Here is a 15657-nt window from a genome sequence, read left to right on the forward strand (position 1 = left end):
GCGGTTGCGGTTGCGGTTGCGGTTGCGGTTGCGGTTGCGGTTGCGGTTGCGCCCGGGCTGCCCGCCTGCCGTCAGCCCGGGCTGATAAAATGGGTCCTGGTCGCCCACCGTGGCGGCCCCACGTCCCCCGGTGCCCATCAGGGAGAATCGGGAATACGGTGCGGCAGGCGGAGCTTCAGCCCCCCTGCCTATTCCGCAACGTGCCCAACGCTGTGAGGGGGATTCCCGGTGCAGACGCCACTGGCCTTGGGCCGGGAAGGCGCGCCGGGAAAGGGAACCCGAGTCAGAAGACCGGCCGGGGGAAGCTTCGGACGCGCCAGGCCGGGTGCGTCCCCACCGCGCTTCTGAAGGGGACTCCATGAAGACCGCCCAGCCGCACGCCACCTCAATCAACTGCACCACCCTTAGCCCCGCAGCCGCGGAGAAGACGGGGGCCACACCGGCCGCCGCCACTCTCCCCATTGCCGCCACTCCCACCGCTTCCACCCCGGTTTACGCCAACGCGGCCGGAGTTCTAGCCCAGGCCCAGGAAGAGCAAGCCTTTCCTGAGGCCCTACGGGATGCCCTGTATCACACCATTTTTTCCCGCCGGGACGTGCGGGGCCAGTTCAAGCCGGACCCGGTGCCCGACGCCGTCCTCTCCCGCCTCCTCACCGCCGCCCATTTCGCCCCCTCCGTGGGCTTCATGCAGCCCTGGAGCTTTCTCCTGCTCCGGGACCTGGCGCGGCGCCAGGGCGTCCACGACCTGTTTCTCCAGGCCAACGAAGAAGCCCGGGCCCGCTTTGGCAGCGATCAGGGCCGACTCTACAGCCGTATCAAGCTGGAAGGGATTCTGGAATCCCCTCTCAATTTGGTAGTCACCTGCGACCGGGACCGGGCCGGACCGGTGGTGCTGGGGCGCACCCACATTCCCACCATGGACCTGTTCAGCACCGTCTGCGCCGTGCAGAACCTGTGGCTGGCGGCCCGGGCCGAGGGCCTGGGGGTGGGCTGGGTGAGCATTTTCGATCCCCAGCGAGTCCATGCCCATCTGGGACTGCCGCCCCAGGTGGAGGTGGTGGCCTATCTGTGCCTGGGCTATGTGCGCCATTTCGAGAGCCAGCCGGAACTGGAAACCCTGGGCTGGCGCCACCGCTTGGATCTGGCGGAACTGGTTTATGAGGATGCCTGGGGCCAGGCCGCCCCCGCCAGCCTGCAAACCCAGCTGCGCCAGGATCAGGCCCGGGCGGCAAAAGAGCGCCGTCTCTAGACCCGGCCCCGGGGAAACTCGCGCCCGCCGCCCAAGGCAGTTAAAATCACCGGTTTCCGAGCATCCCCGGGCCACTCCCGGAAAAAGATGCCGTCACCCTTGGAGGAACACCATGCCCATCGTATCCATGCGCCAACTCCTGGACCATGCCGCTGAAAACGGCTACGGCCTGCCCGCTTTCAACGTCAATAACATGGAGCAGGTCTGGGCCATCATGGAGGCCGCCAATCAGGTCAATGCCCCGGTCATCATGCAGGCCTCCGCCGGCGCCCGGAAATACGCCGGGGAAGCCTTCCTGCGCCACCAGATTCTGGCCGCCGTGGAAGCCTATCCCCACATTCCCGTGGTCATGCACCAGGACCACGGCCAATCCCCCGCCGTATGCATGGCGGCCATCGCCTCCGGCTTTTCTTCCGTGATGATGGACGGATCCCTCCAGGAAGACGGCAAGACCGCCGCCTCCTACGAATACAACGTGGCGGTGAGCAAGAAAGTGGTGGAATTCTCCCATTACATCGGCGTCACCGTGGAAGCGGAACTGGGGGTGCTGGGCTCCCTGGAAACCATGAAGGCGGATAAGGAAGACGGCCATGGGGCGGAAGGCCACATGACCCGGGACCAGCTGCTCACGGACCCCAACCAGGCCGCCGACTTCGTCAAACAAACCAATTGCGACGCCCTGGCCATCGCCATCGGCACCAGCCACGGGGCTTACAAATTCACCAAGAAGCCCACCGGAGACATCCTGGCCATTGAGCGCATCAAGGAAATCCACGCCCGCATTCCCAACACCCATCTGGTCATGCACGGCTCCTCCTCCGTGCCCCAGGAACTGCTGGCGGAAATCCGGGAATTCGGCGGCGACATGAAGGAAACCTACGGGGTGCCCGTGGAAGAAATCGTCATCGGCATCAAGCACGGGGTGCGCAAGGTGAATATCGATACGGATATCCGCCTGGCCATGACCGGGGCCGTCCGCCGTTTCCTGGTGGAAAACCCCACCAAGTTCGACCCCCGGGAATTCCTCAAGCCCGCCCGGGAAGCAGCCAAAAACGTCTGTCTGGCCCGCTACCAGGCCTTCGGTTGCGAAGGCCGGGCTGCCCAGATCAAGGCCGTGCCCCTGGAAAAAATGGCCCAGCGCTACAAGGCCGGGGAACTGAACCAGATCGCCAACTGATCCGGCCCCGCCCACGGCCTTCCGCCCGGCCCACCGGGGGAAGGCCGTTTTTGCGTCTGGTCTGGGGGAAAGGAAGCCGTTGCCCCGCCCGGGTTCCGGCCCGGTCCCCAGCCCCTTGTTTGGCCCTTACCTAGCGCTGACCTGGCCCTGCCCGGACCATTTCCGGGGCCGATCCCGGTTTCGCTGCCCGCCCCATTTCCCGTCCAGGTAAAATTTGGGACCGGAGCCGGTTTCCTCGATTTTCCGGGCCCAGCCCGTACTTAGCCCCTTTTCCCCCTATCCCCACCATGCCCCATTTCTTTGCCGACGACGGCGAAAAAATCCATTACGCGGAAAGCGGCAGCGGCCGCCCCCCCATCGTCATGCTCCACGGCTGGACCTCCAGCCACCAGGAATGGTTTCCCTTCATCCCCGCCTTGAGCGCCCACCACCAGGTCTGGCGCTGGGACGCCCGGGGCCACGGGGGCCATGCCCTGACCCGGCCTGCCGCCCCCACCGTCACCCGCATGGCCCGGGACTTGCACAATCTCCTGGAACAGGCGGATCTGGAACAAGTGGTGGCCGTGGGCCATTCCATGGGCGCCCTGACCCTCTGGCAGTACCTGAAGGATTACGGCTGCGAGCGCATCGGCAAGCTCTGCCTCATCGACCAATCCCCCAAGCTGGTCACCGGGCCGGACTGGCCCTACGGTATTTACGGGGATTTCGATGCGGTACGGTCCGCCCGGTTTATCGAGGAACTGCGCCAGGACTTCCCCGAATCCGTGCTGCGCCTGGGGGCCCTGGGCCTCAATGACCGGGCCCGGCAAAAGTACGAGGAAAACGCCAAGGGTTGGGCCAAGGCCAGGAGCTTCCTGGAAACCCTCCAGCCCGGCCCCCTGATCCAGTGCTGGCAAAGCCTCACGGAGGCGGATTACCGGGAGGTACTGGAACGCATCGCCGTCCCCGCTCTGCTCATTTTCGGCGGCCAGAGCAATTTCTACCGGGCCGACACCGCCCATTTCGTGGCCCAGAAAATCCCGGATGCCAAGCTCCACATCTACGAAGGCACGGACCACTCCCCCCACCAGTGGCAGCGGGAGCGTTTCGTCACAGATCTGCTGGCCTTCATCCAAGCCTAACCCGGCGGGGAAACCAAAGAAAAAGCCGCCTTTCGGCGGCTTTTTGCATGGACGCAAGGCTTACTCAGCGGCAGGCCAACAGCTCCACCTCGAACACCAGGGTGGCATTGGGGGGAATGACCCCACCGGCGCCCCGGGCCCCATAACCCAGTTCAGCGGGAATGGTCAGGCGGCGGCGCCCGCCCACCTTCATGCCCGCCACCCCTTCGTCCCAACCCGCGATCACGTGGCGGGCTCCCAGCATAAATTCAAAGGGATCGTTCCGGTCCAGGGAAGAATCGAACTTGCTGCCATCGGTCAGCCAGCCGGTGTAATGGACCGTGACAATATCCCCCGCCTTGGCTTCGGGACCGTCACCCACCAGGCTGTCGTCAATTTCCAGGCCGGACGGAGTGGTGATTGTGCTCATGGAGACTCCTGAAAGATAAGGCGGCCCAGGGGCCAGGCCCCGCCGCCGAAGGGGGCATTGTAAAGGAAGGGCCCGGGCCCCTCCTAGTCATCCCCATCGCCTTCCGGCAACAGACGGGGATGACCGGCAAAAGCGGCCCGCAGCCCGGCCAGCTTGGGGCCGATCACCCCCTGGCAATAGGGGGCGCCCCCATGGCGCCGGTAATAATCCCAATGGTCCGCCTCCGCCGGCCAGAACCGGTCCAGGGGCCCCACCTGGGTAACGATGGGGTCCGGCCAGTCAGGCTGATGCCGGGCAATGGCGGCCCGGGCGGCCTCTTCCTGAGCCCGGTCCCCGAAGAGAATGAGGGAGCGGTACTGGCTACCCAGGTCGCAGCCCTGGCGGTTCAAGGTGGTGGGATCGTGGGCCGCAAAAAAGATGTCCAGCACCAGGTCCAGGGGCAGGCGGGCCGGATCAAAAACCACCTGCACCACCTCCCCGTGGCCCGTCTCCCCGCCGCATACCTGTTCATAGGTGGGCCGGGCCAGGGTGCCGCCCCCGTAACCCGGGGTCACGGACAGCACCCCGTCCCAGGACTGGTACACCGCCTCCAGACACCAAAAACAGCCGCCCCCCAGGACCAGGGACTGTTTTTCCGGCGAGTAGATAGATTCCATGGCTTTTTTCTCCCAAGCTTTCTCCTCAAAAGACGGTCCGGGGAGGAAAGGGTTCCCCAAAAATCCCCCCGGAGTCCGGCGGAATACTTAGTCCTTCGGGCGAAGCCCTTATTCCACGCCACTTTCAGCCGCATGACGGGGGAAAGGGGCTAGAATGATCCTTCATCCTTACGGAATGCGCTTTTGGCTTTTCACCCCCTCCGCCCCTTTTTCAGGCGTCTGGCCAACCCGGGTTACGCCCTGGGTTTTGCCGCCCTGATCCTGAGCCTGATGGTCGCCGCCCTGGCCGTATGGCAGGCGGTGGAGCGGCGTCATGCCCTGGACGGGCAGATGGAGCGGGAAAGCCATCTCATCAACATCGCCCAGGGTCAGTATTTGAGCCGCAATCTCCAGGCGGTGGATTTGATGCTGGCTTACGTCAATGAGCGGCTGGGGGAACTGGATCTGGATTCCGACCTGGGGCGTCGCCAGGCCACCGCCATGCTCCGCTCCCTGGGCACCACCATTCCGGTGGCCAACCACATCAATGTTCTGGATGCCCAGGGCCGCCTGCTGGCCAGTTCCCGCCCCATTCCCAACCCGGCCCCCCACTATGAGGACCGGGATTATTTCCGCTATCAGGCCACCCAGGGGAGCGGCAGCCATATCCACGTGGATAGCCTGATTCTGGGGCGCATGAGCGGTCGTCCAGTGCTCTCCACCTCCCTGCGCCGCAACGGCCCCGACGGGCGCTTTTTAGGCGTCATCTGGGCCGGGGTGGAAATCTCCCGCCTGGACAGCTATTTCGCCTCCATCAGCCCCTACCCCAACAGCACCTGGGCCCTTTACCGGGAGGACGGCACCCGCCTGGGCGGTTCGGCGGAACGACGCCGGCCGGCCCTGCCCGACTTTCTCCCCCTGGCCCACAACGGCACTGGGGACAACGCCCCCGTCCTCACCCATTTCCACGCCCTGCCCGAATTCGGGCTGGTGCTAGGGGTAGGTATCGACCGCAGCCCCCAACTGGACCACTGGCGCCATCAGGTGGGCCGGGACGTGGGGGTGGGGCTTGCCGCCTGCCTGCTGATTCTCGGCCTGCTGGGCCAGCTACGCCGCCACATCCGCCTGGGGGAAAGCCAGCAGGCCCAGCTGACGGAAAGCGAAAACCTCTACCGGGAACTGGTGCTGAACACCCCCGCCGCCGTGCTCCTGCATCAGGACGGCCGGGTGGTATTCGCCAATCCCCCCGCCGCCACCCTGCTCCACGCCAATTCCCCGGGGGAACTGATCGGCCTGGAACTGCTACCGGATATCGTCCATCCCGCCTGCCGGGGCCAGGTGGCGGCCCGCATTGCCCAGCTGGCCAGCCAGCCCGGCCCCATGGACCCCCAGGAGCTCCAATACCTGACCCGGGACGGGCGCAGTGTAGATGTGGCGGCCAACGCCAGCGCCATCACCCTCAACGGCCGCCCGGCGGTGCTCACCCTGGCCTGGGACTTAAGCGAGCGCAAGCAGCTGGAGGCCCAGCTGGCCTGGCAGGCCAATCACGACGCCCTCACCGGCCTGCCCAACCGCTATTTGTTCGAAGACGCCCTGTCCCGAGCCCTGAAGACCGCCAAACGTAAAAGCCAGCGGCTGGCCCTGCTCTTCCTGGACCTGGACAATTTCAAGCACATCAACGACAACCTGGGCCATCACCTGGGGGACCGGCTCCTGGCCGCCACGGCGGAACGGCTCCAGGCCCGGGTGCGGGACAGCGATACGGTGGCCCGCTTCGGCGGGGACGAATTCGTGGTCCTGCTGCCGGACGTGGGGGATGCGGGCCACGCCGAACATATCGCCACGGACATCCGCCAGGTCTTTGAATCCCCCGTCACCCTGGGGGGCGGGGACGTCACCGTCTCCGTGAGCATCGGCATCAGCCTGTACCCGGAAGACGGCCACAGCGCCACCCAGCTCCTGGCCAACGGGGACGCGGCCATGTACCGGGCCAAGCAGGCCGGACGCAACCAGGTCGCCTTTTTCGACCGGGACACGGCAGCCCGGCTTTCCAGCCGCCTGCAAATGGAAAACCTGCTGCGCCAGGCCCTGGCCCAGGGGGAACTGGAAGTGCGCTACCAACCCGTGGTGAGCTGTGCCAGCGGCCGTATCGTGGGGGCGGAAGCCCTGCTGCGCTGGAACAGCCCGGTACTGGGGGCCGTCTCCCCCGCCGTCTTTATCCCGGTGGCGGAGGACACGGGCCTGATCCTGGGCCTGGGCGCCTGGGTGCTGCGCCAGGCCTGTACGGAAGCAGCCGCCTGGCCCGTGGCCCCGGGGCGCTCCCTGCTGCTGGCGGTGAATGTGTCCACCCGCCAGTTCGAGCAGCCCGACTTCGCCGCCCGGGTAGTGGAAATCCTGGCCGCCACCGGCCTGCCCCCCGCCCGTCTGGAACTGGAAATCACCGAAAGTCTCCTGGTCAGCGACCACGCCCAGGTGGGCAAAAACATGGCCCGGCTGCGGGAACAGGGAATACGGCTGTCGGTAGATGACTTCGGCACCGGCTATTCCTCCCTCTCCTACCTGGCCCATCTGCCCGTTTCCACCCTGAAAATCGACCGGGCCTTTGTCGCCCGCCTGGGGGAAAGCACCGGGGATACCCTGGTGCACGCCATCATCGCCCTGGCCCGGGGGCTGGGACTGCGTACCGTGGCCGAAGGCATCGAAGAAGAACGCCAGTATCTGGCCCTGCGCCAGGCGGGCTGCGACGATATGCAGGGCTTCCTTTTCGCCCCCGCCCTGAACCGGGGCGCGTTTCTTGAGCGGATTCAAGCGGATAAGGCGGAAACCTAGAGCCAGAGCCAATTTAAGGCAAAAATAGTTGGCCAAAATGTCATCCCAACGCCTTCTTCCTCCCGTATGATGGAGGTGTATTTCGGCATACCAAACGATGTTCGACTCATTGCGTAAGAACCAGGAAAGGAGACATCCCATGAATGCACAAAACGGCTATGACATTGAGGATTTGCAACCGGGCATGAGCGCCCATCTGGCCAAGACTGTCACCGACTCCGACATTGTGCTGTTCGCCGGTGTGACCACGGATACCAACCCGGTGCATCTGGATGAGGAATTCGCCAAAACCACCGCCTTCGGTGGCCGCATCGCCCACGGCATGCTGTCCGTCGGCTTCATTTCCGCCGTTCTCGGCACCCGCCTGCCCGGTCCGGGCACCATCTACCTGGGCCAGACCCTGAAGTTCAAAGCCCCGGTGCGCCCCGGCGACACGGTGACCGCCACGGTAACGGTGAAGGAAATCATCCCGGAAAAGAAGCGGGTGATTCTGGAAACCGTGTGCACGGTCCACGGCAAACCGGTGATCGAAGGGGAAGCCACTATGATGTGCACCTCCCGCAAGGACAGCGCCGCCTAACTGGCGGAACATTGGCTGGCTTGGCCTAGCTCAGGTCCCCCACGCCGGCCAAGGCTGAACTAGGTTGAACTAGGCCCCTAGCCTGCCCTACCGCTAGTAGCGGGCCCCAATAAAAAGGGGAAGGTTCCCAAGGAACCTTCCCCTTTTTTCATGGTTTTTTCAGCGAGGCTTACACATTGCCCCGGGGCTTACGGGGACCGGTGCGGCGGCGGAAGGCTTGCTGGCCGTTGCCACCATTGCCCCCATTCCCTCCGTTGCCATTGTGACCGCCGCCCACATAGGCCTTGTTGCCATGGGCTTGCAGACGCTGTTCCTGATTCACATAGCCCACTTCCTGGTTATTGGTGTTGCCCCACCGGCGGGGTTGGCGCTGGGGTTTGGCCGGCACCACCACGGATTCCCCATCCAGACGATGGATGAGCAGGGGGCTTTGCCGCACTTCCACGTCGTGGAGCACGTGCAGTACGTCCTTGGGCAGGCTTTCCGGCAGTTCCACCGTGCTGTAATCGTCAAAGAGGGCGATGTGGCCGATGTAACGGCTCTGAATGTTGGCTTCGTTGGCAATGGCGCCCACGATGTCCTTAGGCGTAGCGCCCTGGTTGCGGCCCACTTCGATGCGGTAACGCACCATGGCGCTTTCCGGCAGTTCCCGACCCCGGCCCCGGTCTTCCCGGTTGCGCTTTTCCCGGGGTTCCCGAGGAGGACGCCCTTCCCGACTATCCCGGGCGTCCCGGTCAAATTTCCGTTCCCGGTTGCCGTCCCGTTCCGGACGGGCCCGGTTGCCTTCCCCTTCCCGGACATCGGGACGGACCGGCTTTTCCTGGAGTTGCAGGGGACGCCCCTTCTGGGCCATGAAGGCCAGGGCGGCGGCGACCTGCTTCATTTCCACCTCGTGTTCTTCCTCGATACCGCCCACCAGGTCGGAGAAGAAGCTCAGGTCTTCGTTTTCCATCACTTCCATGACCCGTTCCTTGAACTGGGCCACGCGACGGTCGGTCACCGCTTCCCGGGAGGGCAGGGAAAGGGGAGCGATGTGCTGCCGGGTCGTGCGTTCGATGGTGCGCAGCATGCGCATTTCCCGGGGCGCCACGAAGAGAATGGCATTGCCCTGGCGCCCGGCCCGGCCGGTACGGCCGATGCGGTGCACATAGGCTTCCACGTCGTAGGGAATGTCGTAGTTGATCACGTGACTGATACGGGGCACGTCAATGCCCCGGGCCGCCACGTCCGTGGCGATGACGATGTCCAGGCCGCCGCTCTTCAGCTGTTCAATGGTCCGTTCCCGCAGCTGCTGGTTCATGTCCCCGTTCAGGGCGGAGGCGGAATAGCCCCGGGCTTCCAGCTTCTGGGCCAGTTCCACAGTGGCGGTCTTGGTGCGCACGAAAATGATGGCCGCGTCCAGATCCTCTTCCACTTCAAGAATGCGGGTCAGGGCATCCAGCTTGTGCAGGCCGGAGACCTGCCAGTAACGCTGGCGGATGGCTTCCACCGTGGTGGTGGTGGATTTGATCTTCACTTCCTGGGGATTGGCCAGATACTTCTGAGCCACCTGGCGGATGGCGTCCGGCATGGTGGCGGAAAACAGGGCGGTCTGGTGGGTTTCCGGGGTCCGTTCCAGAATCCAGGACACGTCGTCGATGAAGCCCATGCGCAGCATTTCATCCGCTTCGTCCAGCACCACGGTCTTGAGCTGGGACAGGTCCAGGCTCTTCCGCTCCAGGTGGTCCATCACCCGGCCCGGAGTACCGATCACCACGTGTACGCCCCGGGACAGCTGCTTGAGCTGAATCCCCAGGCTTTGGCCGCCGTAGATGGGCACCACGTGGAAATCGGGCATAAATTTGGCGTAGCTATGGAACGCCTCCGCCACCTGAATGGCCAGTTCCCGGGTGGGGGCCAGGACCAGGGCCTGGGGCTGGCGCAGGGACAGGTCCAGGCGTTGCATCACGGGCAGGGCGAAGGCCGCGGTTTTCCCCGTACCGGTCTGGGCCTGGCCCAGCAGATCGTGGCCTTCCATAAGGATGGGGATGCAGCCCGCCTGGATGGGCGACGGGGTTTCATACCCCACGGCCTCCAAGGCTTGCAGCAAAGGTTCAGAAAGGCCCAGTTGGGCAAAGGTTTCGATGGACGACGTCATACTTGGTCTTTCGATAATTGGAGGCCACCGCCACTGCGGGGCAACAAGCAAAGCGCTCGGAGCGCAACACCGGCAGGCACCGGGCCTTTCCAGGACCCCGGCATCACACCCGACCGGAACGGGGCAATAAGCCTAAATTTCCACTCAATTGATGACCGGCTCATCCTGGTGGATTTCCGGCCCACATCACCACAGGCTCCACCGCTGCGGAGCCCTCCCTCGGGCCACCCGGCAACCCCGGATCGGCCCATTTTTCAGGCGGTTCGTCATATTCCCGTCAGGACAGGGCTTGGGGCCACTGATCCACAGACTTCTCTACCGCTTTTGTGGAAACTTCCGGGGCGATCCCCCGGGCAAAAACGGTTTAACGACCCGCCTGGTCCGCCGCTTCCTGCAAATGCTGTTGTTCCTGCCGATTGGCCTGATTCAGCTGCTGCATCAGGCGCTCCTGGGTGGCCTTGGCCTGGGAAACTTCCCGGGCCTGGGTGGCCCCGGCAGCCGCCGAGGCGGTGGCCGTATCCGTCAAGCCGCAGGCGGCCACTGCCGTCAGGCAGAGCACTAGGCAAGCACGGAGAAAATTCAGGAGGATTCCCATGATTTGGGGTCGGAACAACCGCTCTTGGAGAGAAGCGGACGGCGCATTTTACGCCTAACTCCCGATCCCGGCAGGATTTTTTCCATCCCACCCGCTGCCGCCCCCCTTGGCGACGGCAGCGCCAGGACCACGGCCCCTTCCGGGGCACGGGCCTTCAGAAACGCTCGTTGGGGCGCAGGTAGCGCCACTGGCCCAGGGGCAAATCCCCCAGCCGTACCCGGCCGATACGCACCCGCTTCAGGCCCACCACCTTGAGTCCCACCAGTTCGCACATGCGCCGGATCTGGCGCTTGCGCCCTTCCTTAAGGAGGAAATGGAGCTGGTCCGGATTCAGCTGCTTGACCCGGGCCGGGCGCAGGGCGCGGTCGTCCAGGGACAGGCCGTGGTTGAGCAGAGCCAGCCCCTCCGGGGTCACCTCCCCTTCCACCCGCACCAGATATTCCTTTTCCACATCCGAGTCTTCCCCAATCAGGCTGCGGGCAATGCGCCCATCCTGGGTCAGCACCAAGAGGCCGGTGGAATCGATATCCAGCCGCCCCGCCGGGGCCAGGCCCTTGAGCATGGAAGGATGGAAATCCGGGCCGGAGGAGGCGGACCACTGGTTTTCCGGGCGAATCAGCACCACCGCCGGTTCATAGCCCGGTTCGGGCTGGCCGGAAACATAGCCCACGGGCTTGTGCAGCAGCACGGTCACCCGCTGGTTCTGGTTTTCCCGGGCATCCGCCGCCAGGGTTACCTGGGCTTCCGGATCGATCCGGGTACCCAGCACATCCACCCGCTGGCCATCCACGAAAACCCAGCCCTTTTCGATGAAATCATCCGCTTCCCGGCGGGAACACAGGCCCCGATCCGCCATGACCTTGGAAAGGCGCACCCCTACCGGGGTTTCCCGGGGCACGGCAGGAGCTGGAGCCGCCGGGCGGGGTGCCGGACGGGGCGCCGGGGCGCCGTCCGGGTTGCGGGGACGATCGGCAAAAGTGCGCCGGGGACGGTCATCCCCGGCCCGGGCCTTGGGCTTATCCCCCTGCCGCCGGGGCCGCTCCCCTTCTCCCCCGTCCCGGCTCGGTCGCCCGCCCCGTTCCGGACGCGCCCCACCAGGAGCGGGCCGCCCGGCGCGGGGCGACCGTTCCGACCGTTCCGACCGTTCCGACCGCTCTGACCGCTCCGGGCGGGGAGAACGGGCTTTCCCCTCGGGTCGGGCCGGACGATCCTGGCGGTTCTGGCGCTCCGGGCGATCCTCCGTCCGCAAACGCCGCCGGGGGGCTTCCAAAGCCGGCCTTTCCGCCACCGGTGCCCGGGCCGTCCCTTCCCGATCCGGAGCATCTGCCGCTGGAGCGGGCGCCGCTGGGGGCGTCTCCACCGGAGGCACCGGCTGGCGGCTGCGGGGAGCCCCGCCCCGCAACGGGGGGCGCCGGGTGTTGCGGTTGGTCGCCCCGGGCTTCAGGGTCAGGGTTTTACGGGGAGAATCCGAGGACATGGGAACACCGGGTAGGAGGGAAGGGGCGCAGTCTAGCCCATGGCGCAGCCGGAGGAAACCGGCAGGGCCGGGCCCGGGTTGCCGCCCCAGGGCAGAGAAGGGATGGGGAATGGCGGGGAATGGCTAAAAACAGGCCATCACGCCCCAGGGAGGCCGCCCCAGCACATTCCACTTGAATAACCAGCAGGTCGACCTATAGTGAAAGCAGGGAAACGGACCAGGAAGGGCCGCTTTCCCGGAGGCCCGGTGCCACGCACCCGACTCGGTTACATGCCAGGTCGCCACCGCCCGAGGCGCCTCCCCGGCCTCCGTTTCCCGACCAAAGCGCCGCCGGTCCCTGTGGGGCCGGGGCTGCGGGAGACCATCATGTGCTACTTCGATTCCCCCATCGGCCGTTGCGAAGCGGTCAAAGAAATGGTCCTGATGGACCAAACCCAGGGCCAATGCGCCCGGGAACACCATTGCCCGGCGGGCCGGACCTGCCCCCTGGCCGGGTGCTTCACCACCTGTTCCGGGCTTTACGAAGAAGATGCCGGGCTCATGCCCCCGGCCAAAGGCGGCACGGTAAGCGCCGCCCGGGCCCATTGAGCAGGAGCTGGGGCGGCCTGCCGCCCTACGCTGAACGTCGGCACGCCCGGGCATTCCGGGCATTCCGGGCATTCCGGGCATTCCGGGTGTTCCGGGTGTTCCGGGTGTTCCGGGGGCTCTGAGGACATCAGTACTTCAGGGACGGCGAGGACATCCAGCCCACAGCCCTCTCCCCCACGCCAACGCCCTGCCCCGCCCCCCCTCTCAGGCGGCGACTAGGGGCGTGGGGGTGTAGTGGGCGTTGCGCATATGCACGGCCAGGGCCGTGTCCATGGTGGCGGCGTGGTTATCGAACCAGCCCACCAGTTCTTCCACGGCCCGGCGGCCGATGGCCACATCCCCCCGCTCCACCATTTTGCGCAGGCTGCGCAGGGTGGCCAGTACCCGCTCGTGTTCCCCCACATGGCAATGGAGGGGCGGGAAATCGCTTTCTTCCATCCACTGGTTTTCCTGGGCGAAATGGTGTTCCGTGTGGGCGAAGAAGGCGTCAAACTGGGGCAGGAACTCCCCATCGGGCAGCCCGGCCAGACGGTTGATCCAATCCACGAATTCCCGGTGGGTGTCGTCCATGGGGGCGCACCCCAGCTGGTAGCGGGGCAACCATTGCATGAGGTCCATCAGCTTCTCCGGAAAAGATTGAAATTTCGCGGGATTATGGCAAGCTCCCGGGCCGGGGGGTTTGATGCAAGTTAAAAAACAAAAATAAGCCCACCCCACCCGGTTTTCCTGGATGATCCCGCCCCGGGGTCCGAATCGGCGGCCCCCTTCCCCCCACAAGGGCCCACCGCCAGCCAAGGGAGTTCTCATGGTCACCGCCCATCACCCCATCATCCGCGATCCGGAAATGTTCCAGGATTTCGTGGATTCCCTCACCGATCAGATTCCCAATGTGGAACGGGACATCGCCAAGCTGAAGCAGACGCCGGACGACCGGAGCATTCTGGCGGACCTGTTCCGGGCCATCCACACCCTGAAGGGGGATGCCTCCCTGTGCAAGCTGGAGTTGGGGGTGCGCATCGCCCACCCCATCGAAAGCCTGCTGGCCCGGCTGCGGGAGGGCAAGCTGGTATTCACCGACCTCTTCGGGGAAGCCCTGCTCCTCGCCCTGGACCGGCTGGAACTGGCGGTGGACGCCATTGCCCACGACAAGCCCCTGAACAACCTGCACCTGGAACGGCTGGTTTTAGGCCTGGATAACCTGGCGGAAGCCGGAGCCAAGGAAATCAACCAGGCCGCCGCCACCCTCATTGAAAGCGTCACCGGCTTTCGCCCCGCCTCCCTGGCGGCCCGGGAGCCCCAGCCCCAGGCCAGCGTTTCCCTGCGTCCGGACGAGGCCACGGCCGCCGATCTACAGTTTTTCCACAGCCTGGCCCAGCAGTTTGAAAGCCGCTCCCCCCTCTACCAGGGGCGCAGCAGCCGGCTGCTGAAACTGGCCCTGGAAACCAATCAGGAAGCGGGTAAGCCGGTGGATTCCACCCAGCTGGCCGCCGCCGTCTATATGCACGATGTGGGCATGATGTTCCTGCCCGAATCGGTATGGCTCAAGGAAGGTCGGCTCAGCGACGAGGATCGGGCCACCCTGGCCCTCCACCCCTCCCTGGGGGCCGGGCTTCTGGGGCGCATGGAAGGCTGGCACGGGGCGGCGGAAATGGTGGCCCAGCACCACGAAATGCCCGATGGCACGGGCTATCCCCGGGGCCTGAAGGGCGCCCAGATTTGTCCCGGGGCCTGCATTTTGGCCATTGTGGATGCCTTTGAGGCGGTCACCCTGAAGCACAGCCAGCGGGGCCAGACCCGCTCCCTGCTGCGAGCCATTGCGGAAGTGAATGCCTGTGACAGCCAGTTTGCCGCCGAATGGGTGGCCCCCTTCAACGCGGTCATTCGCCGCCAGATGGATAACGGCCAGAGCTGAAGCGGCTCCCGCCGGGGGCGGAGGTCGGGCCAACGCCCGGCGCCGCCCCTTTTTTATTGGCTGAGAATTTTCAGAGCCACGCTGGCGGCGGCCAGCCCCACGCTGGCCGTCACGCAGACGGAGGAGCCGAAGCCCGCGCAGCTCAGGCCCGCCGGGCCCCGGGGCTCCGCCTCGCAGCTTTGGGCCGGTTCGGGATAACGCAGGGGTTCGTCGGAAAACACCGCCGGCACGTTGAACTTCTTTTTCGGGTCCCGGGGAAAGCCGTGGAATTTGCGCAGCTGGCCCCGCACCTTGGAAAGCAAAGGGTCCTGGATGGTGCGGGACAGGTCATCCACCCGGAGCCGGGTGGGGTCCAGCTGGCCCCCCGCCGCCCCGGCGGTGACCACGGCCAGCCCCCGGCGCCGGCACCAGGCAATGAGGGCGGTCTTGGCCCGCACCCCGTCGATGGCATCCACCAGCAGGTCAAAGGGCCCGGCGGGCTCCAGCAGTTCATCCAGATTATCCGGCGTGACGAAATCGTCGATCCAATCCACCCGGCAGGCCGGGTTGATGGCCCGGATGCGGGCAGCCATGGCCTCCACCTTGGCCTGGCCCAGGGTGTCTTCCAGGGCGTGAATCTGCCGGTTCATATTGGATTCGGCCACATGGTCCAGATCCACCAGGGTGAGCCGCCCCACGGCGCTGCGGGCCAGGGCTTCCGCCACCCAGGAACCCACCCCGCCAACCCCCACAATGCACACATGGGCGGCCTGAAAACGGGCCAGGGCCGCCGGACCGTAAAGCCGGGCCACGCCGCCGAAACGGCGCCCGTAATCCGGGCCCGCCGCCTCGGGCAACAGGGGCGCCGCCCCGCTCTCCGCCGGGGAAAGGGAGGGAGCCGTTCCCGCCGCCACGGCAGCGTCCGGGATCGGGGATTGGGGAGCCAAAGGGGGAGTCGCCATAGGGGCG

14 protein-coding genes and 1 riboswitch are annotated in these 15657 nt (G+C 65.6%); of the genes, 7 read left to right on the top strand and 7 right to left on the bottom strand.

Annotated elements, in window-relative coordinates; all coding sequences use genetic code 11:
• The first annotated feature begins 123 nt into the window (after positions 1–123).
• Positions 124–303, top strand: a riboswitch (cobalamin riboswitch).
• Positions 304–358: 55 nt separating this feature from the next.
• The 3 genes from bluB to Azoinq_RS03850 all read left to right on the top strand — a co-directional run bounded on the left by bluB (position 359) and on the right by Azoinq_RS03850 (position 3547).
• Entirely contained in the window at positions 359–1249 is an 891-nt protein-coding gene (gene bluB / locus Azoinq_RS03840) for a 5,6-dimethylbenzimidazole synthase (protein WP_216125741.1), read from the top strand.
• A 112-nt stretch (positions 1250–1361) separates the two neighbouring features.
• Positions 1362–2426, top strand: a complete 1065-nt coding sequence (gene fba / locus Azoinq_RS03845; protein WP_216125738.1) for a class II fructose-bisphosphate aldolase — start codon at positions 1362–1364, stop codon at positions 2424–2426.
• A 287-nt stretch (positions 2427–2713) separates the two neighbouring features.
• Complete coding sequence (locus Azoinq_RS03850; RefSeq protein WP_216125736.1) at positions 2714–3547, top strand: alpha/beta fold hydrolase; 834 nt, start codon at positions 2714–2716, stop codon at positions 3545–3547.
• Positions 3548–3611: 64 nt separating this feature from the next.
• On the opposite strand, the gene Azoinq_RS03855 is transcribed toward Azoinq_RS03850, so the two are convergent.
• Positions 3612–3956, bottom strand: coding sequence for an FKBP-type peptidyl-prolyl cis-trans isomerase (locus Azoinq_RS03855; RefSeq protein WP_216125733.1), 345 nt, complete (start codon positions 3954–3956; stop codon positions 3612–3614).
• A gap of 83 nt (positions 3957–4039) precedes the next feature.
• Positions 4040–4612: a peptide-methionine (S)-S-oxide reductase MsrA gene (gene msrA, locus Azoinq_RS03860; RefSeq protein WP_216125730.1), complete on the bottom strand. Its 573-nt coding sequence runs from the start codon at positions 4610–4612 to the stop codon at positions 4040–4042.
• Between the two features lie 183 nt (positions 4613–4795).
• Here msrA and Azoinq_RS03865 point away from each other — a divergent pair, with 183 nt between their 5' ends.
• Positions 4796–7420: a bifunctional diguanylate cyclase/phosphodiesterase gene (locus Azoinq_RS03865; RefSeq protein WP_216125727.1), complete on the top strand. Its 2625-nt coding sequence runs from the start codon at positions 4796–4798 to the stop codon at positions 7418–7420.
• A 139-nt stretch (positions 7421–7559) separates the two neighbouring features.
• Positions 7560–8000 (top strand): MaoC family dehydratase, encoded by a 441-nt coding sequence (locus Azoinq_RS03870; protein ID WP_216125724.1) that lies wholly within the window; start codon positions 7560–7562, stop codon positions 7998–8000.
• Between the two features lie 169 nt (positions 8001–8169).
• Here Azoinq_RS03870 and Azoinq_RS03875 read toward each other — a convergent pair whose 3' ends face one another.
• The 3 genes from Azoinq_RS03875 to Azoinq_RS03885 form a co-directional block, all read right to left on the bottom strand.
• The gene (locus Azoinq_RS03875) at positions 8170–10137 is read right to left on the bottom strand and encodes a DEAD/DEAH box helicase (RefSeq protein WP_216125721.1); all 1968 of its coding nucleotides are present in this window, start codon (positions 10135–10137) and stop codon (positions 8170–8172) included.
• A 364-nt stretch (positions 10138–10501) separates the two neighbouring features.
• The gene (locus Azoinq_RS03880; protein ID WP_216125717.1) at positions 10502–10732 is read right to left on the bottom strand and encodes a hypothetical protein; all 231 of its coding nucleotides are present in this window, start codon (positions 10730–10732) and stop codon (positions 10502–10504) included.
• Positions 10733–10886: 154 nt separating this feature from the next.
• Complete coding sequence (locus Azoinq_RS03885; protein ID WP_216125714.1) at positions 10887–12209, bottom strand: pseudouridine synthase; 1323 nt, start codon at positions 12207–12209, stop codon at positions 10887–10889.
• Positions 12210–12575: 366 nt separating this feature from the next.
• On the opposite strand from Azoinq_RS03885, the gene Azoinq_RS03890 reads away from it, so the two are divergent.
• Complete coding sequence (locus tag Azoinq_RS03890; protein ID WP_216125710.1) at positions 12576–12797, top strand: hypothetical protein; 222 nt, start codon at positions 12576–12578, stop codon at positions 12795–12797.
• A gap of 204 nt (positions 12798–13001) precedes the next feature.
• On the opposite strand, the gene Azoinq_RS03895 is transcribed toward Azoinq_RS03890, so the two are convergent.
• A complete protein-coding gene (locus tag Azoinq_RS03895) occupies positions 13002–13415 on the bottom strand; it encodes a hemerythrin domain-containing protein (protein WP_216125707.1) in 414 nt (137 codons plus the stop codon).
• A gap of 187 nt (positions 13416–13602) precedes the next feature.
• On the opposite strand from Azoinq_RS03895, the gene Azoinq_RS03900 reads away from it, so the two are divergent.
• On the top strand, positions 13603–14709 hold the full coding sequence (locus Azoinq_RS03900) for an HD domain-containing phosphohydrolase (RefSeq protein ID WP_216125699.1): 1107 nt from the start codon (positions 13603–13605) through the stop codon (positions 14707–14709).
• A gap of 53 nt (positions 14710–14762) precedes the next feature.
• Here the strand turns inward: Azoinq_RS03900 and Azoinq_RS03905 are convergent, their stop codons facing one another.
• Complete coding sequence (locus Azoinq_RS03905; protein WP_216125697.1) at positions 14763–15650, bottom strand: tRNA threonylcarbamoyladenosine dehydratase; 888 nt, start codon at positions 15648–15650, stop codon at positions 14763–14765.
• Positions 15651–15657: the final 7 nt, after the last annotated feature.

The sequence above is a fragment of the Azospira inquinata genome (assembly GCF_018905915.1).
Taxonomy (GTDB): domain Bacteria; phylum Pseudomonadota; class Gammaproteobacteria; order Burkholderiales; family Rhodocyclaceae; genus Azospira; species Azospira inquinata.

What these genes read in the sequence shown, in the direction of transcription:
- Azoinq_RS03905 (WP_216125697.1), bottom strand. Translation starts at nt 15,650, where the DNA reads ATGGCGACTCCCCCTTTGGCTCCCCAATCCCCGATCCCGGACGCTGCC.
- Azoinq_RS03890 (WP_216125710.1), top strand. Translation starts at nt 12,576, where the DNA reads ATGTGCTACTTCGATTCCCCCATCGGCCGTTGCGAAGCGGTCAAAGAA.
- fba (WP_216125738.1), top strand. Translation starts at nt 1,362, where the DNA reads ATGCCCATCGTATCCATGCGCCAACTCCTGGACCATGCCGCTGAAAAC.
- Azoinq_RS03880 (WP_216125717.1), bottom strand. Translation starts at nt 10,732, where the DNA reads ATGGGAATCCTCCTGAATTTTCTCCGTGCTTGCCTAGTGCTCTGCCTG.
- Azoinq_RS03875 (WP_216125721.1), bottom strand. Translation starts at nt 10,137, where the DNA reads ATGACGTCGTCCATCGAAACCTTTGCCCAACTGGGCCTTTCTGAACCT.
- Azoinq_RS03870 (WP_216125724.1), top strand. Translation starts at nt 7,560, where the DNA reads ATGAATGCACAAAACGGCTATGACATTGAGGATTTGCAACCGGGCATG.
- msrA (WP_216125730.1), bottom strand. Translation starts at nt 4,612, where the DNA reads ATGGAATCTATCTACTCGCCGGAAAAACAGTCCCTGGTCCTGGGGGGC.
- bluB (WP_216125741.1), top strand. Translation starts at nt 359, where the DNA reads ATGAAGACCGCCCAGCCGCACGCCACCTCAATCAACTGCACCACCCTT.
- Azoinq_RS03855 (WP_216125733.1), bottom strand. Translation starts at nt 3,956, where the DNA reads ATGAGCACAATCACCACTCCGTCCGGCCTGGAAATTGACGACAGCCTG.
- Azoinq_RS03850 (WP_216125736.1), top strand. Translation starts at nt 2,714, where the DNA reads ATGCCCCATTTCTTTGCCGACGACGGCGAAAAAATCCATTACGCGGAA.
- Azoinq_RS03885 (WP_216125714.1), bottom strand. Translation starts at nt 12,209, where the DNA reads ATGTCCTCGGATTCTCCCCGTAAAACCCTGACCCTGAAGCCCGGGGCG.
- Azoinq_RS03895 (WP_216125707.1), bottom strand. Translation starts at nt 13,415, where the DNA reads ATGGACCTCATGCAATGGTTGCCCCGCTACCAGCTGGGGTGCGCCCCC.
- Azoinq_RS03900 (WP_216125699.1), top strand. Translation starts at nt 13,603, where the DNA reads ATGGTCACCGCCCATCACCCCATCATCCGCGATCCGGAAATGTTCCAG.